This is a genomic window from Caldalkalibacillus mannanilyticus JCM 10596, assembly GCF_000615945.1.
Classification (GTDB): Bacteria; Bacillota; Bacilli; order Caldalkalibacillales; family JCM-10596; genus Bacillus_AT; species Bacillus_AT mannanilyticus.
The window spans coordinates 54,269-75,340 of the sequence record NZ_BAMO01000026.1 but is presented as its reverse complement, the minus strand read 5'-3'; the positions used below and the strand labels follow the sequence as shown (position 1 = coordinate 75,340).

Annotated in this window: 27 protein-coding genes; 23 read left to right on the top strand and 4 right to left on the bottom strand. The window is 37.5% G+C overall.

What is annotated here, in order from left to right:
• The coding region (locus JCM10596_RS30335; protein WP_025027771.1) for a hypothetical protein at nucleotides 1-201 on the top strand (201 nt) is incomplete at its 5' end.
• Between the two features lie 142 nt (nucleotides 202-343).
• Here JCM10596_RS30335 and JCM10596_RS31425 read toward each other — a convergent pair.
• The gene (locus JCM10596_RS31425) at nucleotides 344-799 is read right to left on the bottom strand and encodes a VanZ family protein (RefSeq protein ID WP_369345647.1); all 456 of its coding nucleotides are present in this window, start codon (nucleotides 797-799) and stop codon (nucleotides 344-346) included.
• Between the two features lie 614 nt (nucleotides 800-1,413).
• On the opposite strand from JCM10596_RS31425, the gene JCM10596_RS14585 reads away from it, so the two are divergent.
• The 4 genes from JCM10596_RS14585 (at nucleotide 1,414) to JCM10596_RS14570 (ending at nucleotide 7,631) form a co-directional block, all read left to right on the top strand.
• Nucleotides 1,414-3,108: a glycosyl hydrolase family 28-related protein gene (locus JCM10596_RS14585; protein WP_025027769.1), complete on the top strand. Its 1,695-nt coding sequence runs from the start codon at nucleotides 1,414-1,416 to the stop codon at nucleotides 3,106-3,108.
• 183 nt (nucleotides 3,109-3,291) lie between these two features.
• Entirely contained in the window at nucleotides 3,292-5,436 is a 2,145-nt protein-coding gene (locus tag JCM10596_RS14580; RefSeq protein WP_025027768.1) for a right-handed parallel beta-helix repeat-containing protein, read from the top strand.
• A gap of 132 nt (nucleotides 5,437-5,568) precedes the next feature.
• Nucleotides 5,569-6,756 carry a hypothetical protein gene (locus JCM10596_RS14575; protein ID WP_025027767.1) on the top strand — a complete coding sequence of 396 codons (1,188 nt, stop codon included), beginning with the start codon at nucleotides 5,569-5,571 and terminating at the stop codon, nucleotides 6,754-6,756.
• A gap of 11 nt (nucleotides 6,757-6,767) precedes the next feature.
• Complete coding sequence (locus tag JCM10596_RS14570) at nucleotides 6,768-7,631, top strand: hypothetical protein (protein ID WP_025027766.1); 864 nt, start codon at nucleotides 6,768-6,770, stop codon at nucleotides 7,629-7,631.
• Between the two features lie 14 nt (nucleotides 7,632-7,645).
• Here JCM10596_RS14570 and JCM10596_RS14565 read toward each other — a convergent pair whose 3' ends face one another.
• The 3 genes from JCM10596_RS14565 to JCM10596_RS14555 form a co-directional block, all read right to left on the bottom strand.
• Entirely contained in the window at nucleotides 7,646-8,071 is a 426-nt protein-coding gene (locus JCM10596_RS14565) for a hypothetical protein (RefSeq protein ID WP_025027765.1), read from the bottom strand.
• On the bottom strand, nucleotides 8,071-8,700 hold the full coding sequence (locus JCM10596_RS25715) for an ImmA/IrrE family metallo-endopeptidase (protein ID WP_025027764.1): 630 nt from the start codon (nucleotides 8,698-8,700) through the stop codon (nucleotides 8,071-8,073). Before JCM10596_RS25715 ends, JCM10596_RS14565 begins: the two co-directional genes overlap by 1 nt.
• A 91-nt stretch (nucleotides 8,701-8,791) precedes the next feature.
• Nucleotides 8,792-9,166, bottom strand: coding sequence for a helix-turn-helix domain-containing protein (locus JCM10596_RS14555; RefSeq protein WP_025027763.1), 375 nt, complete (start codon nucleotides 9,164-9,166; stop codon nucleotides 8,792-8,794).
• Nucleotides 9,167-9,359: 193 nt separating this feature from the next.
• Between JCM10596_RS14555 and JCM10596_RS14550 the strand changes: the two genes are divergently transcribed.
• The 18 genes from JCM10596_RS14550 to JCM10596_RS14465 all read left to right on the top strand — a co-directional run bounded on the left by JCM10596_RS14550 (nucleotide 9,360) and on the right by JCM10596_RS14465 (nucleotide 21,065).
• The gene (locus JCM10596_RS14550; protein ID WP_025027762.1) at nucleotides 9,360-9,554 is read left to right on the top strand and encodes an XtrA/YqaO family protein; all 195 of its coding nucleotides are present in this window, start codon (nucleotides 9,360-9,362) and stop codon (nucleotides 9,552-9,554) included.
• A gap of 206 nt (nucleotides 9,555-9,760) precedes the next feature.
• Nucleotides 9,761-10,171: a helix-turn-helix domain-containing protein gene (locus JCM10596_RS14540; protein WP_025027761.1), complete on the top strand. Its 411-nt coding sequence runs from the start codon at nucleotides 9,761-9,763 to the stop codon at nucleotides 10,169-10,171.
• Nucleotides 10,172-10,517: 346 nt separating this feature from the next.
• Nucleotides 10,518-10,667 carry a hypothetical protein gene (locus JCM10596_RS29565; RefSeq protein WP_159102360.1) on the top strand — a complete coding sequence of 50 codons (150 nt, stop codon included), beginning with the start codon at nucleotides 10,518-10,520 and terminating at the stop codon, nucleotides 10,665-10,667.
• Between the two features lie 11 nt (nucleotides 10,668-10,678).
• A complete protein-coding gene (locus JCM10596_RS25710; protein ID WP_051541330.1) occupies nucleotides 10,679-11,107 on the top strand; it encodes a hypothetical protein in 429 nt (142 codons plus the stop codon).
• Nucleotides 11,107-11,412: a hypothetical protein gene (locus tag JCM10596_RS14530; protein ID WP_025027760.1), complete on the top strand. Its 306-nt coding sequence runs from the start codon at nucleotides 11,107-11,109 to the stop codon at nucleotides 11,410-11,412. Before JCM10596_RS25710 ends, JCM10596_RS14530 begins: the two co-directional genes overlap by 1 nt.
• A 5-nt stretch (nucleotides 11,413-11,417) precedes the next feature.
• Nucleotides 11,418-11,708, top strand: coding sequence for a hypothetical protein (locus JCM10596_RS14525; RefSeq protein ID WP_025027759.1), 291 nt, complete (start codon nucleotides 11,418-11,420; stop codon nucleotides 11,706-11,708).
• A gap of 37 nt (nucleotides 11,709-11,745) precedes the next feature.
• On the top strand, nucleotides 11,746-13,788 hold the full coding sequence (locus JCM10596_RS14520) for a phage tail protein (protein ID WP_025027758.1): 2,043 nt from the start codon (nucleotides 11,746-11,748) through the stop codon (nucleotides 13,786-13,788).
• Nucleotides 13,785-15,200, top strand: coding sequence for a hypothetical protein (locus tag JCM10596_RS14515; RefSeq protein WP_025027757.1), 1,416 nt, complete (start codon nucleotides 13,785-13,787; stop codon nucleotides 15,198-15,200). Before JCM10596_RS14520 ends, JCM10596_RS14515 begins: the two co-directional genes overlap by 4 nt.
• Nucleotides 15,201-15,210: 10 nt before the next feature.
• On the top strand, nucleotides 15,211-15,675 hold the full coding sequence (locus JCM10596_RS14510; protein ID WP_025027756.1) for a phage tail protein: 465 nt from the start codon (nucleotides 15,211-15,213) through the stop codon (nucleotides 15,673-15,675).
• Nucleotides 15,676-15,679: 4 nt separating this feature from the next.
• Nucleotides 15,680-16,057 carry a hypothetical protein gene (locus tag JCM10596_RS14505; protein ID WP_025027755.1) on the top strand — a complete coding sequence of 126 codons (378 nt, stop codon included), beginning with the start codon at nucleotides 15,680-15,682 and terminating at the stop codon, nucleotides 16,055-16,057.
• Nucleotides 16,058-16,573 (top strand): hypothetical protein, encoded by a 516-nt coding sequence (locus JCM10596_RS14500; protein ID WP_025027754.1) that lies wholly within the window; start codon nucleotides 16,058-16,060, stop codon nucleotides 16,571-16,573.
• Complete coding sequence (locus tag JCM10596_RS14495; protein WP_025027753.1) at nucleotides 16,573-16,926, top strand: hypothetical protein; 354 nt, start codon at nucleotides 16,573-16,575, stop codon at nucleotides 16,924-16,926. Before JCM10596_RS14500 ends, JCM10596_RS14495 begins: the two co-directional genes overlap by 1 nt.
• A complete protein-coding gene (locus tag JCM10596_RS14490) occupies nucleotides 16,913-17,131 on the top strand; it encodes a hypothetical protein (RefSeq protein WP_025027752.1) in 219 nt (72 codons plus the stop codon). The genes JCM10596_RS14495 and JCM10596_RS14490 overlap by 14 nt, the downstream gene beginning before the upstream one ends.
• Nucleotides 17,124-17,228 (top strand): CD1375 family protein, encoded by a 105-nt coding sequence (locus tag JCM10596_RS29790; protein WP_199900143.1) that lies wholly within the window; start codon nucleotides 17,124-17,126, stop codon nucleotides 17,226-17,228. The genes JCM10596_RS14490 and JCM10596_RS29790 overlap by 8 nt, the downstream gene beginning before the upstream one ends.
• A 33-nt stretch (nucleotides 17,229-17,261) precedes the next feature.
• Nucleotides 17,262-17,657, top strand: a complete 396-nt coding sequence (locus JCM10596_RS14480; RefSeq protein WP_025027751.1) for a phage holin family protein — start codon at nucleotides 17,262-17,264, stop codon at nucleotides 17,655-17,657.
• Entirely contained in the window at nucleotides 17,654-18,313 is a 660-nt protein-coding gene (locus JCM10596_RS14475) for a peptidoglycan recognition protein family protein (RefSeq protein ID WP_025027750.1), read from the top strand. Before JCM10596_RS14480 ends, JCM10596_RS14475 begins: the two co-directional genes overlap by 4 nt.
• 60 nt (nucleotides 18,314-18,373) lie before the next feature.
• Complete coding sequence (locus JCM10596_RS14470; RefSeq protein ID WP_025027749.1) at nucleotides 18,374-19,459, top strand: hypothetical protein; 1,086 nt, start codon at nucleotides 18,374-18,376, stop codon at nucleotides 19,457-19,459.
• A 13-nt stretch (nucleotides 19,460-19,472) separates the two neighbouring features.
• Nucleotides 19,473-21,065 (top strand): hypothetical protein, encoded by a 1,593-nt coding sequence (locus JCM10596_RS14465; RefSeq protein ID WP_025027748.1) that lies wholly within the window; start codon nucleotides 19,473-19,475, stop codon nucleotides 21,063-21,065.
• The last annotated feature ends 7 nt before the right edge of the window (nucleotides 21,066-21,072 follow it).

Genomic DNA, 21,072 nt, shown 5'->3' with positions numbered 1-21,072 from the left:
AAAAATAAAATCTGGCTACTTATGGGGGAGTATTTTGTTATGTCTAAAAGATCTTACTCTGCAGAAGAGAAATACGAGACATTAAAAACATTAGAGAACCACTATTCATTAAATGAAATGGAGTCAATATACAAGGTGCACCATTCAACAATTTTGGAATGGAAACACAAGTGTAGCCTATCCAATTATAGGGGAGTTTGATTTCGCCTTGCAACCCTCTATTAATGGATAAGTACATTGAGAACTGGCTAATCTTATTGTGGGCTGAGAGATCAAGTTGCTCAATTAGATTATCAGATATAGTTATATACTAACCGAACTTTTAAACAATGCAATTGAGAATTTACTTGTTCGATACATAAATCTTAGATGCATTACAAATAAATTCAAGGATGGAATTCGTTTCTATATTGTACTTGTTTATCGAAGAGATAACAAAACCACAGAAGATTTTAAATAAAAAGTATCCACAAATTACTCCAATAAAGTTGCTAAAAATATCATTAATATCAATGAATCTATTATGTGCACCTAGTAATAGGTATACAATAAGTTGAAGAGACTCAATCGATAAAGTTAATACAATTCCATATATTCCAATTTTTTTAAAATTAACACTCTTTAAAAATGGAAGTAAAAAACCAAATGGAATGGTTAATAGTACATTTAATATTATTGCTCTGTTAATATCTGTAAACGGATTATTAGGTACCAAATTAACTGAATTGGAGAGACTGTGATAAAGAGGATCAAGATCTGTTATTATTGGAAACTGTGTATAGTTAATTACTAACATCATATACAAATAGAATAATCCAAAAAATGCTATATAAGAAAAAGACTTGGATTTCTTTTTCTTTAAATAGAATGCTAGAATAATAAATATCAACAAAGCTATTAATCTAAAGGTGTAATTAAAATCTATTAACATATTGACCTCCAAGAAAAAAGGGATTCAGAAGAATCCCCTGTTATTAATTAATTGAGCCGCTTCCTTTAACAGTAGTATTATTATTGGGTTTTGAGAAGTATAAATAATAAGTACCACTTATTCCTATCTATTTCTCAGTAATATCCATTGTAACCTGAAATATGGAATTTGTCGATTTGAAAGAATATTGAAATTTTTTTGTTGTTTTAGATGTAATTACCTTTTATTGAAAAAAGAAAAGTAGTTACGGTAGTCTGCATATTAGAGTTGCAAGGTGTAGGTGCATCGTTTAGGATCATTCGTGTCAATGATAATATTGTTGACGAATCAGTGATAAATTTCTTCAAATTTAGATTTTTATGTACTTAATGTCTGATATGTCCATATTTGTGAAAAACAAAAAAATATAAAGTATACTAAGCTTAGCACAAAATCATCCAGTTTTCTGACATAGCCGTCCACATCGTTGGACGGCTTTTTGCATGGTCAGAAAACATTACAAGATGAAGTGCGACACAGAAAAGATGAGCATCTATGAAGAATGTAATAAAAAATTTATAAAAAAGAAAGGCGGTAGGGATTTTATGTTGCAAAATGAAATATGTTTTGATCCAAGAATAGGTGATATGGAACAATTAGGGACAAACCCGAGAACCTTAACCACAACTCTTGCTGAAAGAGGGCTTAACGTTAAGGATTTTGGGGCGAAAGGGGATGGGGTTACTGATGATAGTGAGGCTTTTGAGCAAGCTTTAGCAATTGGAGTTCCATTATTTGTGCCATTTGGGGAATATATTATTACCAAAACTCTTTTTCCAAAAAACTCAATAATCGGAGTAGGTCTACCTAGAATATTTAGAATTAATAATGATGGGACATTTAATGGTAGGCTTTTCTGGCTAAAAAGCTACCAAGGAAACAATATTCAAATATCTGGTTTACACCTTAAAAGTGATTGGAACGGTACTAATACAGAAAGGGAACATGGCCACGCAATCACTTTAGGCGGGTGCCAAAATGTAACCATTGAGAATTGTGTTATTGATGGTTTTTATGGTGATGGAATCTGTATCGCAAGGGGTGGTGATACTCACCAAGGAACACCTTATTATTCGGAGAATATTAAGGTAATAAATAATAAGATCAGAAATTGTTATAGAGGTTGTGTGACCTTAATTTCTGTCGATAAAGTGTATATTGAAAAAAACAGCTTGAGTAAAAATATAGCTTACCAAGCTATCATTGCTTGTGAAAGCAATACTAGTTTAGTTGAAAGAATCTCGAACGTATTCATTGAAAATAACCAAGCAACAGGTCCAGATAATTTTTGCAGAATGTATCAAGCAAATGGAGCAGCGAGCACACGTTATAAAAATATACACTTGTTAAAAAATAATGTTAAAGCTAGACGTTTATTCGCAGCGACAGGAAGCACTATAGGGATAGGGAATATATCCGATATTTATATTCAAGACAATCATTTTGAAGTACATGAAAAAGCAGAACTCCCTACACATTTTTGTGATATTTATAATCATTGTAAAGAGAACGTTTATATTATTAATAATGTATCGAATGGTGGAGGGTTAATTGTTAGAGATATCAATCATGTACAAATTGCAAATAATAGTATAGTAAATGCTAATATTACAAATTTCAGATGCAATTATATGAATTTTGAAGGAAATGAAATCAAAAATGGTGGGAGCTATACTTCTGATGGAGCCTTTCAAAACTTTGGAGCAGCAAATATCCAGGGTCCATTTATAATAAACAACAAATTTGTTAACTGTACCAGAGGGATAGGACTAAAAAATCATAAGATTAACTATGCTGTTTTTAGGGATAATCATTTCGACTGTTCAGAAATTGCAATTGACTTAGGGTTAACTTCAGCAGTTACAGACTCGAACATCCATCTATATAATAATAATTTTGTTAATACACCCACGAAAATTCGAAATAATCAAAGATTAAAATATATTACGGAAAACTTGAGTCAGACAGTCGCAAGAAAGCCGTTTACTTTTTCAAATACTACACCATCTTCGGGTAGTTGGCATCGAGGAGAGATTGTCTTTAATGTTAATCCAAGTGCTCTTGGTCATATAGGATGGGTATGTATCGAATCAGGAAGCCCGGGAAAGTGGAGAGGCTTTGGATTAATTGCAGAATAAATTAGTCGATTTGTTATTAATGCTAAGCTTAGCACATTAGCACAAAAAACATCTTGTTCTTCAAACATAGCCGTCCACATCGTTTTGGGGTATCATGAGTAGAAATAGAGAAGGATTAAAAGAGTAATGCCGAACATCAGTGAATAATATAAATCAAAAAATTAAAAGGAGAGGTGTATTAATATGAAACTATATTCTGAAACAGACACGAATGTACTGCAAAGGATGTACAATCTTGACGGGTACGAGGAAGAGCTAAGCGGAAGTGGTGAAACCACAAAAGGAACTATTACTTCTGGGAGTAATCAGATCTTGGTGGAGGATATAAAAGACTTTAAAGTGGGACAAGGTATCTATGTTGCAGGGGCAGGAGCAAATACAAGAGAAATTCTTACTCTCGTTATTGAAGAACAGGCGAAGGATTCTGGAACCTTTACGTATAAGCTTCCAAATGAAAGTACGAGAACGGTTTCTGTTTCAGCGGTAAAAGAAAAGAATCAGATACAGATCACAGAAGGAGCAACTATAAGCGGTAATATACATTTGATTCTAAATGCTGTAGAGCATATTATCCCAGTAACAGCAGAGGAATCTGCCGTTCAAATTGCAGATAAAATTAGGGCTTGGTATTTTGAAGGATGGGAAACCGGAGGAATTGCAGGAACGGATATAGTAACTTTGACAGCTACTGTTGCCGGAAAACGTTGGGGAACAGTATTGCATGGTGTAGGGACAGGTGTATCCGCAACCATTACAAGAATTCAAGAGGGAACTCTTAAACAGCCACATGATATTGCACAAGAAATCAGAGAAGAAAAATATACTAATTGGACTACGGCGAAAGAATATAGTTATAGCAACGTAGTTTTTTTTATTGCGAATACTAATGGGGTAAAGAAGTCGCTAGATTCCATGTATATTGACACTGGAACAACAGAGATAAAAAGTAGGTTCGAAGTTGTTCAGCATGGTAGGTATTTAGTAAGCAAAATAGCAGCTATAGATGGGAATAAAATTACTATTGAACATAAATCTTCTTATACAGAAATGGGTGTTTTTGTTAGTCATGATGACACGGCAGCATTAACAAAAAAACTAGAAAATGTAGGGAGTGAAGTCGTAAGGCTACAGAAAGGAGTATATAGAATCAGTGATACTTTACGTCCATTAGGTGGAAGTTCAATTATTGGATCGGGAAAACAATCTACTTTGATTCAGATGCAAAGAGTAGGAAGGCATGGAATAGAGATTTCCGATGGGATGAATGATGTGTACATCGGTCATCTTCAAATAAAAAACATATGCTCCCCTGATAATCCAAATGATTCTGAGAGGCATGCAATTAAAATCAATCATTCAGAAGATGTTGTTGTGGAGCATTGTTTAATTGACAATGCTGATGATGCAGGGATTAGAGTTGGCTACTCAAGTATGGGGAATTCTAGGAATACGAAGCTTCTTTATAATACGATCCTTAATACGGCTGAAGGATCAGGGATCGAGATTATTAGGGGAGAGAGATGTTTAGTCCTAGGAAATAAAGTCATGAATTCTTCTCAACATGGTATTCGTTTATGCGGGTCAATAGCTCCTATCGTTATGAGTAATTACTTCGAACATAATAAAGATCATGTATCTATTCAGGGATTCACTAATGGACATGAATGTATTCAAAGGGTAACGGATTTTATTGTTGAGGCGAATTATATCGGTATAGCGCTTTTGAATGGTATTAGTGTATTTAACCAAGGAAATACAGGGACTGTAAAAAATAATCGTATCATAGGTGGAACACAAAAAGAGGTTATAAAAATTTCACATAATAGCCTTCCAAATGGTAGGAATAGTACCCCCTTTGAAATTAAATTTGAGGGAAATATGATTACTGGGGGGCAGAGACCTATCACGATTCGAGGAGATCAGCATACCATTATTTTTAAAGGGAATACAATCAAAGATTATTGGGCTGAGGGAACGGAAAGTGCTTATGCGATTTATCTGGATACCCATGGAGAGGGAGATTTGAGAAATATTATTCTAGAGAATAATGAAATCATTTCAAGGGCAAAAGATAAATTTGGTATTAGGATATTTAGAGCATCGGAGAATTCTAAGATCATTGCTCATCATAATATTTTCATGATTAGAACTTTAAGCCCATCAACGATAGCTTCAAGAGCATTAAGAAATCATTCAACGGGTGGGTACAATGTGAATGCCTTGATTCATACTAAAAAAGGAACAGGAATGATAACTCATCCAGATCAGACAAATTCAACAATTACAGTAGATACAGATACAAACGAATATATTGTTTTACCAGTATAATAAATGAAAATTCAATTAGTATATTGTCAAAAATAGAAAACCGGTTCCTATGTTTATTTCCATAAAAAATAGGAATAAGAAATCCAAGGACACCAAATAAGGTGTCCTTATTTATTAAAAAAGGAGAAAAAGATGAAAAATAATATCGACGTTTTGGAACAAAGTGAAAGTGATAGAATTAATGAAAAGCTAAATCAGCTGTTAGACAGTCATGGCTGGAGCTGCTCGCTACTTGACATGGTAAGTGATTGTCAAGCAGCTGCTGAATCAAATTACGAAAAACTATTAGATGCAGTCCGAGAAGGGAAAAAAATATTAGTTGATGGAAAATACTATATTTCCATACCGACAACAATAAAAGCAACAGAAAAAGAAATTTCCTACTGCAATATATTAGGACAATCTGATAATGCAGAGTTTGTCTTTACATCAGACGGTACAATGTTTACTGTACAAAAGGCTAAAGAAATACTAGTGGATGGTATTGCTTTAACAGCTACAGCAGAAAATATAACCATGTTCTGGCTTAACAGCACTGGACATATAGATAACTTTACATTTAGCAATACAACTTGCACTAGAAAGATCAGGTGTTTGGAAACGAGTGGGACATCTTCAGATCCTTCAGGAATTGGTATTAAAAATATTCGTATAAATAAAAATCAGTTGCTCAATCAAGATTTAGATTTTCTAAAATTTATAAACATGCCGTTCGAGGTATGCGAAATTAGCGAAAATAAAATACGGAATTTTACCTCGGCGAAATGCTTTGATCTACACATCAGCAATACGAACACATACTACAAAGAAATTAGAGCGCGAAGGACTAAAACCATATGCAGAGATAATGAGTTGATTAATGACGACTCTTGCTATTTAACAAATTCATCATTTAACTACTACACACTGATTCTACTAGAAGGAAAGCAGTGCCATTACACAGGAAATCATGTAGAAGGCTTAAAATCAAATCACAACGTCAATTTATACGATGCTTATCTAACCGCAGATGAGGTCATATATGAAGGTAATACAAATAAGAATAATATGTGTTTCTCTTCATTAAAGGGATTAAATTGCGAATTGGTAAAAGCGAAAGACGGACATGTGCGATATATAAAAAATAATAGGTTCATCGTAGAAAAATCTTGGCTCGACCGTTTAAACAAAGAGCAAACCACGTCTATTACGTCTATTTGTACGAAGCTGAAAAGCTGTCTGATTGGTATTTCGAGAATAATTTCTATGACGTGTATGATTTGCGTCATAGCGCCTCCTCGCAACGTACAAGAAATTTTATTTTCAAAAATAATACACTAACTGGTGCCTTGATGTCAGGGATACTATGTCACACTCGCTTTCTAGACGGCGTGGACTACAGGGATGCTTTTATTGACATTAGTCATAATTCCTTTACCAGAAAAGGAAATGACTCAGATGTATACAGTGTAAATCTGCTAAGAGAAAGGATCCCTTCTAATCCCGAAGAGAATCTGGAGTTTGGGTTTCGTTCGAGTGTTAATGTAAGTAACAACCATCTTGTAGTAACATCGGGAAACATCAATCAAAGCTATAGAGCAAAGGAAGTGGCTGTAACAAATAATACTGTTCTAGGGAAGTCTAATATGGTTATTGATATTGATACTTTTGCACTGGACTCCAGTTCAGTAACCATTAGTAACTGCATCTACAGATCAGATGGTACTATTACCGATAAGAGGTCGCCAATTGGAATCGGATCTAAAAATATTAACTATAAAATCATTGGGAAAGCGATTGAATCAGGAACGGTAAAACGTACGTTTCACAATGTGTTTGGAGCCTATTACCCAGAGGTTCGAAGCAAGAAAATCATAGTCGAGTATAAAGTCAAGAATACGTTAGGGATCTACCATTTCCATATGAATTTCGAGTATGGTTATGATCCAGTAGAGAATAGAATGTTCGTTAGATTTACGAACGATTCAAATGAGGCAAAAGAATTCCGTTATTCCCCGCCGAGTAATCCATCTAATGAACCAACCACGGATGTCATGCCGATTAAGTTAATCCCATTATCAGGGAGTGTTCCGCCATTTAGCATCGTTATGCGAAACACTCAGAACCTTGGGATATATACAGAATATAGGGGAACAGGATTGCCCCAGGAAGAAGTACAAGAGATTGAATGTTGGATACGAACGATTCCTATTTAGTAAGGAAGAAAAAATTAAACCAAATCACCAACCCTAACAATATTCAAACCTTCATACGGTTTAATCACACCACTTAACACAGCAATGATTCTTATATTTTCTGATGGAATAGTGAGTGGAGGAAAAAGATCTCCTGGGGTACTCAGGATCGAGATATCAGGAGTGATACATCGCGCTTGTCTGATTATCACTTTTTCCTCCGATCTCACTAAAATTAATTTATCTCGGATCGATTCAGCTGAGGAACAAAAAAGAAGATAGTCACCGAACTCTAGCCCCCACTCCGCCAGTCCATTATCGTTTAATTCAAATGCTATAGTGGCAAAATGATTGGCATCAACCTCTAGGTGGAGTTGGTTCATTAAATCATCATCAGACATGTTTACTTCAAAGAAGTTCTCCGTATACCCTTTGCCTACAATTGGAATTAGTTTTTTCATCAGTAATTCTCCTTGTATTTAATTACAGATAGTAATCCTTTTTGTGTGCTATATAGAGCGGAACCTTGACGTCCTCTGATAACATAATCGCATCCCATTTCTCTAATGAATTGATTTTCTGCTTCGATAGCGGTTGTAAATTGGTAGTTGAGCTGAGAGGCAAACATTCTTTTTTCTATTTGTTTTAATCGTAGTTCTGCAAATTTTTTGGTTACATTAAAAGTTTCTGCAACATATTGTAATGCGGCTGTCCTTTGATCCGGCAATGAACAATCGATCAACATAAACGAGGGGACACAAAATTCATACATAAAATGATCTGCTTTCGTTTCTTGGAAATACAAAATACTTTCAGGCATATAAGTCTGTACACCAGCTTGTCTGATCAAATGACATAGCTCATGACCAAAATCTTGCCATTGCTCTGGTGGGGAGAGGCGTTGGTCAATGAGCATGCTTTTCATCTCTCCTCGGTAAATAGCCTTACTTCCCATATCCATAAAATAGATCCAGATATTTAATTTCTCTGCAATATCATACATATCGATCTGACAAGGGGAGTGAATACCGAGCTCTTGGTATAAATTCTGTATATAATCTTCTAAAAGTGTTGTGTTGTAATGGAACATGATGAATGGTAGCCTCCTTTAATGAGAATATATGTTCTCTTTTGTGGTGAAAAGAAAAGCCCATGATGGGCAGATTTTCACTGAAGAATAACTATTCACCTTGCTTATCCCCAGGCATACGATTTTTTTCTTGGTTTTTAATAAACTCCCAAAACCGTCTTAACTCTTCTTGCTTTTCCTGTGGTGCAGATAGATAGTCTTTGAAAAAGATGTTGATTTCAGGATCATTTAAATATTCTGGAAAGATAGAGGAAGCGTTAGGATCATCTGATTCCCCAGAGATATAAGAGAAAGAAACGTTATATTTATCCGCTAATTTCTTTAATGTCTCAATGGATGGTTCGTTTCGACCCTGTTCGTAATACCCGTACGCACTTTCAGAAATACCTAAAAATGTGGCAATTTCTTTTTGTGTTAGATGATTACTTTTTCTAAGTTGTCGTAATCTTTCTTTTAGCTTTTCCATGAGAGCACCTCATTCAATATTGCTACTATTAGTATACAACAATTTGTTGGGTATTGAAACAAGAATACTGAAAAACAACAAAAAGTTAGAGAAAAACACTATACAAACAATTAAATGTTGGGTATAATGGTTTTAACAACGAAAAGTTGGGTTTGGAAACCTGCATCACCCTTAGAGAAAAGGAGAGAAGGATATGATGGTTACAGAGGTAAAAGTAAATCCAAATACGTCAAAAGTTGAGATTGATGCATTAGAAAATCATCGTATGTATCTAGTGAAAGATGGCAAAGTGATATTGATTGACCTACCAAATTACGGAACAACAGAGATTATATCTTTTGCCGGAAAAGTGGATCGAGTGGAAACAAAAATAAGTACAAAAATATAAGTTGTCTGAGCGAAAACCGCAGGACACCAATTGACAGCATGCCATGGCTGTTCGTTGGTGTTCTTTTATTTTGGAGGGATAAGAAATGAAGAAAAAAGTAATCAATGATCATTGTCAAGGCTGTGTGTGGTTGGTTCATCGTCAAGTCTGTCCGTTTTTAAGGTGTGTCAAGGAAAACGGCTTTACTAAAGAGAAGAGGTGAGAGCATGGAGAGAGAAGAATTTGAATTGGCTTTGAGAGATTATCCGTGGATGATTAGAGAAATCAGCCGTTTGAAGGAAAACTTAGGAGATGCCGGGGAAAGAATGGTACAAAAGTATGGGCTAGAGAGTGCACTGCCTAAAGGAAAAGGAATGTATACCGACTCTGTAGGTCAGGAAGTGGCGAGAAGAGAACGTAAGTGGAAGAGATTGGACAAGCTCGAAAAAAAAGTTCTTTTTATTCAGGAACGTGTAGAATTGATTACAGATGAAAGAGAAAAGACCATTTTAGAATGTATTCTTGATGGTTTAAGTTTTACAGCTATCGCGAAGCATATGGGGCTTTCGACTCGGCATATTCAGCGCTTGAAGAACGACATGGTCGATAAGATGCTCGAACGTCAGACATGTCCATAATGTCCGAAAGGTCTGAATAAATGCAAAAGAAATAAATAAAAGATATACTTAGGTTAGCAAATAAAAATCAATCGATTCACTGACGTAACCGGCCACTTTGTTGGGCGGTTTTTTCGTGAGAAAAAATGCGGAAAGGCTATGATCTTGCCCTGTCGTATGGCTCTAAACTAGGCAAAACTGAAACTGCTTTCGAAGGCACAGGATGAAGGCTTGAATGGGGGTGAAAGCATGAGAGATGCATTGTTTTGACTTGTGGAAGGAGGCGGTAACGAAAGTGACGGAGAAGGATTTTTTATTTGCAACTTTTAAAATAAAAAACATGTGAAGATGAAGGAGAGATGAAGAAATGACTTTACAAACGACAGGATATACGGCAAATAGTTCTAAACGTTATTTATTAGATGCAGGTGCTATTTATATGAATCTTCAATACAATGAAGCAACAGATGATTTTGCTGGAGAGCTGTTAGGGGCAACAAGTGGGGGAATGAGCTAGAAATTGCTCAGTTGACTCGTGCTATTGAGGTGGATGGCTTAAAAGGAAGAGGCAAGGGAAACACTGTCATTGATGCAGAGGAGCCTACATTAACCGTGAACCTTAAAGAGCTTACAGCAAGAAATATTGCTTTGGCTATTGCAGGAGCTCAAGTGGATACAGATTCAAGTACAGCGTATGACATTATTACATCAAAGGGAAAAATTGAGCTAGATGATTATCTAGATAATATTGCCTTTGTAGGACGTTTAAGTGGATCAGGTAAGCCAGTCGTGATTGTGATTGAAAATGCGATCAGTATGGAAGGACTTAAGCTGAAGACGGAAGATGCCGCAGAGGCAGTTGTACCAATTAAATTCATGGGTCATTATGATCAGAACAATGTAGAATTAGGTCAAGCGCCATTCAAAATTTACTGGCCTAAGGAGGACAGTGAATAATGCGTAAACTAACATTTCCAGATGTATTTAAGGTTTCGCGTATTTTGAAGAAAATGAAGATTCGACCTGAAATTTTAGAAGATTCTTCGCAAGAATCAGTAGGCTTAGATATTATTATGAAATTTTTAGAGAATTTAGGAGATGCAGAGGAAGAGGTTACTGCTTTCTTAGCGGATTTAAAAGAAATGAGTATGGAAGAATTTAAGCAGCTTGACTTAGAACAAACAGCTGAAGTGATCAAAGAGTTCAGTGAAATTCCAGGGCTACAAAGTTTTTTGAAAGTTGTCTCCAAATCGATGAAATAGAGGTATTGGATCTCCTGCTTCACAGGTATTCTGATATCTCTTTTATTATGTCTTTACCTCTAGATATAGGTATTGATTTGGTCGTTCGAGCGTTCGAAAAGAGAAGCGAAGAAAAAGCTTGGGAAAGATGGCTTGTTGAAATACAAGGGATGGATCAGAGCAATTTTATATCGTTCCCTGCTTACTATGAAAAATTGAAACCGAAGAAGAAGGGAGATCGAGATCGACGTTCTGAAGAAGAAATCTTACAGGATGCCGAGTCGATATTAAAGATGATGAAAAAGCGCTCTTCATGAGTGCTTTTTATTTTTTAAAAGAGAGGTGGTGAGAGAATTGAAACTTTTTTCACTGGTTGGATCGATTTTTATCGATAATAAGGAGGCGAAAAAAAACTTAGATGACGTTAACCAGAAAGCAGAAGGTACAAAATCGAAGCTAGACGCTGTAATCTCCAAAGCAGCAAAGTTTGGAGTTAGTTTAGCCAATTTTGGCAATCATGCGATGGGTTTAGTCAATTTAATTCAACTCTTCGGCTCTTTGTCTATTAATAACAAAGCGGTCACCAAAAGCTTAGATGAGATCAATCAGAAGACCGATGGAACGAAATCGAAGCTAGGGGAATTGATCTCAAGCGCATCCAATTTTGGTTCTGGTTTAGCAGGAGTTGGGGGTAAGGCATTAGGATTCATGACGGCAGCAGCAGGGATGGCTGTTCAACTAGGAACTGCTGTGGTTAGCGCTGGGCAAACGATGTTTGAGCTCGCTCAAAAGAGCTCTCAAGCAGCGAGTGATATAGATAAGATGAGCCAAAGTACTAGCATATCTAGGGAACGGCTACAGGAGCTAAAATTTGTGACCAGTCAGGTGCAAGTAGATTTTGATGCTGTGCAAGGATCGACAGATAATCTGAAAATGGTCATGAATGCAGCGAGTGATGAAACCTCAAAAGCTAGCTCTATTTTTAAAGAGATGCAAATATCCTTAGATGATGGCAACGGAAGCATGAAAACAGCAGGGCAGGTGTGGGATGAAGCGGTTCAACACCTAGCTGGAATGGAAAATGAAGTGGAGCGAAATGCTCTTGCCTTCGAATTGTTTGGGGATAGTGCCAATGAGCTTTTTCCTTTGTTTGATCAGGGAACAGAAGGCTTGGATCAATTAAGTCAAAAAGCACATGAGCTAGGGCTCGTGATGTCTGAAGATGCCATTGCGGCGAATCTTCAATTTGCTGAAGCCTTTGATCAGGTACAAATGGCAGTAGAAGCCGTCATGTTGAAGCTTGGAACCGCCTTTCTACCTATCTTACAGAGCCTATTAGATTGGGTTTTAGAGAATATGCCCCAAATTCAGGAGCTTATTGGTAAAGCTTTTGATTATATCGCTATCGTGGTTAATCAAGTTGCTAGTATTTTGCAGGAGTATGTATTGCCTATCTTCTCTCAGCTCTTAGCTTGGGTTGTGGAGAATATGCCTCAGATAGAACAGGTAGTTACACAAGTATTTGACTTTATTTCGCAGATTGTGCAGCAGGCTGTAGGAGTATTTCAGGAGCACCTTCTGCCTATTTTTAAGGAAATATTTGATTGGGCTATGGCACAAATGCCGTTGTTTCAAGAAATTTTCATCAGTGTATTCGAAGCTATTGGCTCAATTATTGAAAATTTCGTGACACTTGCTAAATTGACGTGGGATCTATTTGGTGAGTTCATTATGAATGCGACAAGAGTGGTCTTTGAAGGAATAAAATTAACTATTCAAGGAGCCTTGAAAATTGTTCAAGGGATCATCTCTTCCGTTTGCTCTTTAATTACAGGGGATCTGGATAAGCTAGGAAAAGGGTTATTGAGTATCTGGAATGGAATGTGGGAGGCAATAGTTGGTCTAATCCTCGTATTTGTAGGACCGATTCTTGTTGCTTTTTCTACCGTAGGTGAGATGATTGCCGGATGGTTCACAAGGCTTAAGGATGACGCTGTGCAATGGGGAAAAAATATGATTCAAGGCTTTATTGATGGGATCAAGGCAATGGCTTCGAGAGTGGCAGATGCTGTTGGTGAAGTTATTAATCAAGCAAAGCAGTATATCGGTTTTAACTCTCCGGCTGAAAAAGGAGAGGGGCGTCATATTGTCGAATGGGGAGCCAATATGATAGATGGCTTCCTAGATGGTGTGAAATCTATGAAACCAGAGGTAGAGCATGTGATGAATGCTACGATTGGTTCTATGAAACCTCAGATGAGTGGAGGAGCCGTAGCAAGCCCATCAGTTGTTATTGATAGAGGAGCCTTTGAAGGAGCTATGATCATGGATGATTATGGAGTAGACCGCTTAATGGATCGAATCATGGAGCGTTTTGAAATGGGAGTGAGAAAATGATACACAGCAATCGGACCTATTATATTAACGATCAGCCTGTCACAGTACTCAAAAACTCGCTCTCCATCAATGATCGAATTAATGAACGAACGACTTGCAGTTTTACTGTATATGAACCCAAAATGGAGCTGACAGTAGGGATGGAGGTGACCGTTCTTGACCATCAGGCTATCATTTTTGCAGGGAGCATTGAGAGTACAACGGAGTATGGTGATGGTGATCGATATGTTGCTGTATCCTGTGTCGACTATTCGCAATTGATTGACAAGCGAGTGGTATTCACAGCTTTTGAGAATAGGCTGGCTGGTGACATGGTGAAGTCTATCATCTATGGCTTTTTCCATGAAGAAGGAATTACGGAAGGCACCATCCAGGATGGTCCATTGATCTCTAAGGCTGTTTTTAACTATGATAACGGGAATGTCGCTATGAATTATCTATCTGAAATCACAGGGTATAATTGGTTCATTGATCACGAGAAAAAGCTTCATTTTTTTAGTAGAGAAACCTATCAAGCGCCCTATTCCCTGAGTGATACCTCCTTTAACTATAAAGGATTGCAGGTGAAAAAAACGAGAGGTCAATATCGAAACAGACAGTATGTTAGAGCTGGATTAGATATTACTGGTGAAATTCCATTAGAAAAACCTACTCCGCGTCCTGATGGAGTATCTCAAACCTTTATTTTACGTCTGCCTGTAGCGAAGAAGCCTAGAATCTTTATAGATGGTGTGGAGGTTGATCCTGAGGATATTGGAGCTAATGGAGTAGATCAAAACAAAAAGTTTTACTTCTCCTATAATTCCAATACGATCACACAGGATAACAGTGAAGAACCGCTCAATAATCAAGTTTTAGAAATTTCCTATAGAGGGTTATACCCTATTTTAGTTGTCGCTGAAAATCCTGAGGAAATAGCCAAACGAAAAGAGCTAGAAGGTGGAACAGGCGTTTACGAGGACGTCATTGAAGAGCAGAAGCTAGATACGAGAGCTTCTGCTTTTGATTTTGCCACAGGGAAGCTAGATAAGTATGGGATGATCCCGCGAATTATTACCTTTTCTACCTATCATGGCGGACTGAAGGCAGGACAATTGCTTTCGATTCACCATCATCAGCATAATCTAGAGGATTCTTTTCTTATTGAATCAGTGACAGCCAGAGATGATAAAGGGTTGACACAATATAATATAAAATGCCTTGATGGCTCCGCTCTAGGGGGATGGGAGCAATTTTTCAAATCATTATTAAATGAAAATAAGAAGCTGGTTATTAGAGAAAACGAGGTATTGGTTCTGCTGAATACAACACTTGAGCAGCAAGCATGGGTAGAAGAAGCGGAAGGAACGGTCTATGCTTGCCATGTTCCAAGTGACAGCTTATTTCCTAGTGAGCAGGTACTGCCTTGTTAGGAGGGATGAAATGAAGAATAGAGAAAGAAATGGCTGGTTAGGCGAGTATGAAATTATGACGATCTACAAAGACGGGACACGTTCACATGAACAGCTTAAGAACCGAATTACAGATGCAGGTCTAAATATGATCCGAGATGCTTTTCTGGGAGAAAGAAATGACTTGCAGCTGAAGTATTTTGCACTGGGGGATTCCGATCTCCCTCTTGAAGATAACCAGACTCAACTGGGAAATGAACGATTTAGAACCGTTTTTGTGGATCAAAAACCTACTGGAATTGGCAAAACTCAATCAACTGCCATCGTTTTGGATAACGAAGCAGTCTTTTCAATTCGGGAGATAGGTATTTTTGCTGGTCCAGCGACTGACGAGGCGAACTCGGGAATCATGATTAGCCGGATTCTCTGGAATCGTGACAAAACAAATTTAGAAAGTATCCAGTTTGTTCGAACGGATACTTTGAGCAGGAGGTAATAAGATGCCATATGATCCAATTACTTTTGTAAATGGGCAAGCACCAGGGATATCTGCGAACAGGCTTAATCATATGCAGACACAGTATGAGGGAGCTGTGAAGGATGTGCTTGGTGAAGAGGACAGTGATATTACTGAGATAAAGTCATTGTTGCTTAATGTTGATACGAGGAACGTGAGTATAATCAGAAATGCCTACGGAAAAATTGAAACAGTGTTGGTTAGAGATGGAGCAAACACTGTGGCAACCATCTCTATAGAGCGAGGAATCATGAGAAAAATTTCAAAGGTTGAAATAGTTGCTAACGGAAAAAGAATCACTTATACAATAGAGCGTGATGCAAACTTATCTATTAATTCCGTTACTAAGGAGGTGGCTTAGTTGGATGTATTAGGTATGATTTTTGCTGAAGAAGGAAGAGGGGGAACGGATTGGAGCGAGTATACAATACTGACGAAGGAAGCTGTTACGTCAAGTATGGTTCCGCAAGCAAGAATGACTTTATTAGAAGTAGATGGAGAGGGATATATTTCTACTTACTCATGTGGAGGAGGGACGCAAGCTAGATTGATCATGACGGTTGATGGAGTTACAACAATGGATTTAGTTACTGGAGGCTTCCTCGTACCTCAGCCAGATAACGTATTTTATAGTTCATTTTTAAGTTTAAGGCATGGGAATTCTAATGGAGGTTCGAATATTCCAAGTAGGAGAGAATATCCATATTTGATGCCTCTGCCTTATACTCCTGGAAGTATAACTGGAGCACAGCATGGGGTAATTATTGCAACACAGCCTATCTTTTTCAAACATAGTATAAAGATGGAAATCGAAAACACTGCATCAAGTTCTGCACTTTCATTTGGATATTATTATAGAGGAGGAATCAAAACGTGATGGAATATAAGAGACTAAACTTCGATCTAACAGAAAACGAATCCTCTCTTTATATCTATAGAGTTAGACAGACGAACTCCTCATCTATAGTAGAATTTTACGATATGGATAAACACATTAGCCTTTCTTACGCAAATGGACAAGTAACAGCTAGAGTTTACGACTACTTGGGCAACCCTGTTCCTGCTTTTTCCGATCCAATTAAATTTGAATTCGAGAGGCAAACGGTTGAGGCAACTCCATCAGATGGGGTAGCAACAATAAATTTTGAAGCTGAATCAGGAACCTACACAGTACGTACAGTAAATGAAAACATCAGAAATGGCGAGGTGACATTTGATGTGGAAAGTTGATGTCACGCCAACTGGATTTAATGTTGCCAAGGACCCGGATCACAAAACAAAAGAAGAGAAACTCGAAGAATTCAGAAGAGAAAATGAGGAATTAAAGCATGCAATAACAGAAATGGAAGAATCATATAAGATCGAAAAAATAGAAATACAGCTAGCGATTGCAGAACTAGCTGAACTACTTGCAGGAGGTGGTCAAAGTGGCTAAAATCTATTTTGATCTAATTAGAAAAGGTTTAAAAACACTTAATGATGTGCCACAGCGTTGGAAAGCGGATGTCAAACAAATGTTAAAGAAACCTTAGATGTAAATTTTTTGTTAGAGAGATGGTGAACAAGTGGAAAACATATTTAAAATCATCATAATGTTTATGGGGAGTGTACTCAGCTTTTTATTTGGGGGGTGGAATGGTTTGTTGAATGCCTTGCTGTTCTTTGTGATCATAGACTATTTATCGGGGATACTTGCTAGCTGGATTGAGGGAGCACTAAACAGCATGGTAGGATACAAGGGTGTCGCTAAAAAAATCGGAATATTTGCCATCGTGGCGGTGGCTCATGTGATTGATTCAACATTGGGAGATAGTCATTTCATTCGAGATGCAGCTATCTTTTTTTATTTGGCGAATGAATTATTAAGCATTACAGAAAATGCTGGGAGAATCGGAGTTCCGATTCCACCAGCAGTGAAGAATGCTGTCCAAGTGCTGAGAGGGAAAGGGGATCAACAATGAAATACATTGTTGATCATATCCCTCTAAACACTCCCAATAAGAGAAGATCTGGAATCGGGATGAATCCCACGACGATTACCATTCATAACACAGGAAATCCTCGTTCTACAGCTAGAAATGAGAGAGGCTGGCTGACGAATCCAACAAATCAGCGTCAAGCCTCTTTTCATATTGTAGTAGATGCGCAGGAGGCAATCGAATGTATTCCTCTTCATGAAGTGGCATGGCATGCTGGTGATGGAAGAGGGGATGGAAACATGAAATCGATTAGCATTGAAATTTGCGAGAGTGGTGACTATACCAAAAACATTGAACATGCGGTTCAATTAGTAGCCAAGATGCTGAAAGAAAGAGGCTGGGGAATAGAGCGTCTTCGACGGCATTGGGATTGGTCAAAAAAAGTTTGTCCTCGCCTGATGTATGGAGAAGGAACATGGAACGCATGGGAAAGCTTCAAGGTTCAAGTAAGAAATAGGTTAAATGAACAAATAGGACAAGCTGCACAAGAACAAGCGGTTTCATCCTGGGCGGTAGAAGCGTGGCAATGGGCTATTAGAGAGAAGCTGACAGATGGAAACACCCCAAGGGACCCATTGAGTCGTGAGCAATTAATGACCATTCTTTATAGATATCATAAGAAGTATGGGTCTAACTAATTGCTGAGTTCAAAATAAAAGTTTAGAACAAAGAGGATTCTTGGGAAGGGGAAGATCAATGTGGAGAAAATGAGTTCGATTTTGAGTAAAATAGAAGTTTTAGATGCTGATCCTACCAATCCAGAATTGGGACGTATTTGGTTAGTAAGGAATGAGGAGGAAGATCTAGATCATCCTCCAGATGATCCGATAACTGTTACACTTCCATTATTTGAAGGTAAGGTAGAATCCGTTGTTGGAGGAATCAGGATACAGGCTGCTACACATCCTGATGAAGTTGATGAGTATGATGTTTATACATCGCCTATGGATATGCATGAATGGACTCTGCGAGCAACAGATAGCTTACGTGAGCCTTTAACATTAACTGTTGTTCATGAACTTACTTTAGGAGCAGGCTACGATATTAGAATTGTTGCCAAAAATCATCAACAGGAAATTAGTGAAAATAAGATTTTCTACCGAGTTGGGGCTGGAGTTCTGGAATCCTTTACAGGTATTGATGATTACGATGGTAGCCAGCCAACTACTTATTTTTCACAGAACTTAAGAAATAGCGGTAGTTTAACCCACAATTTAGATGATGGAGATGGGATGAAATATTTACGTTTTGAGCAAAACGATAGACATTTAGGAACCCCAGCAGATTGTACCATTAGTAAGAATCAAGGTAATGAGTATAATCTAGATTCCGGCGGAGCAACTATCGAGATCAAAGTAAGAGTACAATCTTGTACCTCTGGAGTTGTTGCCCTTTTACAAGGATATCTAAAGACTGGGGATCAAGGTGGGATGTTTTCATTTCGGTCACCATCATCGACCAACGATCTGAGAATTCATGTCGGGGACAATAATGAAAACATGATTAAATCTCCTATTCTCATTGAAGATCATCAAAAGAATACCATTTCATTAGAGAGTTGTGGAGAGTGGCATACATTTAGATTTATTACGGATGCCAATAGAAACCTAAAAGTATATATGAACCATAATCCCATTCCTGTTTTAACGGCTAAGCTTTATTCAACGTCATTTACTAGCAATCGTTTAAGTATAGGCAAATTATCCAATAGTCATTTTTCCGATTTTGTATTGGATATTGCTTATTTGAAGTACAAGCCAGAAATTGTTGACACTGTGATCTAAGGAGGGCTGGTTTATGAGAGCTTTTGAACGAGCGTTTTTTGATTACTATTATCATAAGAAAAATTGGTATTCCGCTCTAGACAAATTACCTCATCGTAGCACAATTGCCTGGGCGGTCGGTCCAGTATTAGATGCCGAAATTCTAATGTACAAAGCGACAGATGACCCGTTGTACCTTAACAGAGCCATAGATCAAATTGATAAAGTCATACGTTTACGTGAAGACAAATTAGGAAGAAAGCTGCATAATGGTGAATCCCCTCCAATCTGGGCTGGAGGGAACAGATATGGATTTGCTGAAGAAAAGCTTCAGAATGTAGCTGGAGAAGATGTATTATCAGTATTAGCCTATGGAGACTGGACGGGTGGAGCCCAGCCTCCACTTCGAATGAGAAACGATAGTACTTACTTAGAAATTGCGGAGGGTAGCACTCCAGGTACCTTTAAAATTATTGTGGAAAACCAGCAACGTAGTCATTTTTACAGAGAATATGATCATCTCTCACTTAATAGAGAGGGCGTTATTAGCGACGATGGAAACATTCGAATTACAGTATTAAAACCAGGAGCTCTTTCTCCAAATGATAACCCCCCTCCTAGAGGTAGAAGGCTGATTGCTAATTCACTTGATTATCTTTTCGAAACGGTAGGGCTACTGTGTAAAAGTATGTTGGAGGTTGTGAAAATAACTAAGGATCAGCAACTGTCTTCTTATTATGCTCATAAATCTAGTGACTACGTGAAAATCGTAAGAGAGGCGGTAGATCATTATATCAAGGTTTTTTGGAGAGATTTTGGAGAAACAGGGATATTTGTGGGGAGTGCAGAACGCTTTTCTTCCCCAAGCAATGCTCCAATTCCGTATAACAAATGCTGGGAGTTTGTAGGTGTGCTTGTTCTTTTATACCAGATTACAGAAGACAAACGCTATTTATCTATCATCCGAAAATATGCAAAATATTTTAAGGATAGGATTGAATTAGATTCTACTAAAAACTTATATCTATGGAAGTATTGGGCGTGGGAGGGATATCCAAATTTAGTTACTTCTCATTATGCAAAGCTGGATTTAGAGGGTATTTTTTCCGTATACCAATTAGGAGAAATATTTACCCTTGAAGATATGCAACGTTTTACAAGAACATACACAGAGAACATATTCTTGCCCTTTGATGGATATGCCAATACGGTAGCTGGTACTGGAACAGAGTCTAGAAAGTATCAGCCTGGATATGTGAATATGTTTAGTATTTTTGATCGAAGAATGTTTACGAAGCCATTGTTTTGGATCGAAGAAAGAGCCTACGTGTATAATCAGGATTATTTAAAAGCGATAGCTCGAACCGTCTACCAAAAAAGAATTCTAGAACCTGAATATGTTGATCCAACCGACACCCGAAAAAAGGGAGTTTATCGGACAGGAAATAGCGCTTTAAGGATTCGTGAACAAGAAACGAGGATGGTATCCTTGGTAGCTAGAGAACAGAGTCCATTAAAAGTGATGACGAGTGAAGGGGTTCAAGGAATTGAGCTGGCAGAAAATGATGGTGCAGAGGGTTTAAAAATTACCACAACAAAGGGCATCAAAAAACTCAAATATGTATAGACTAAAA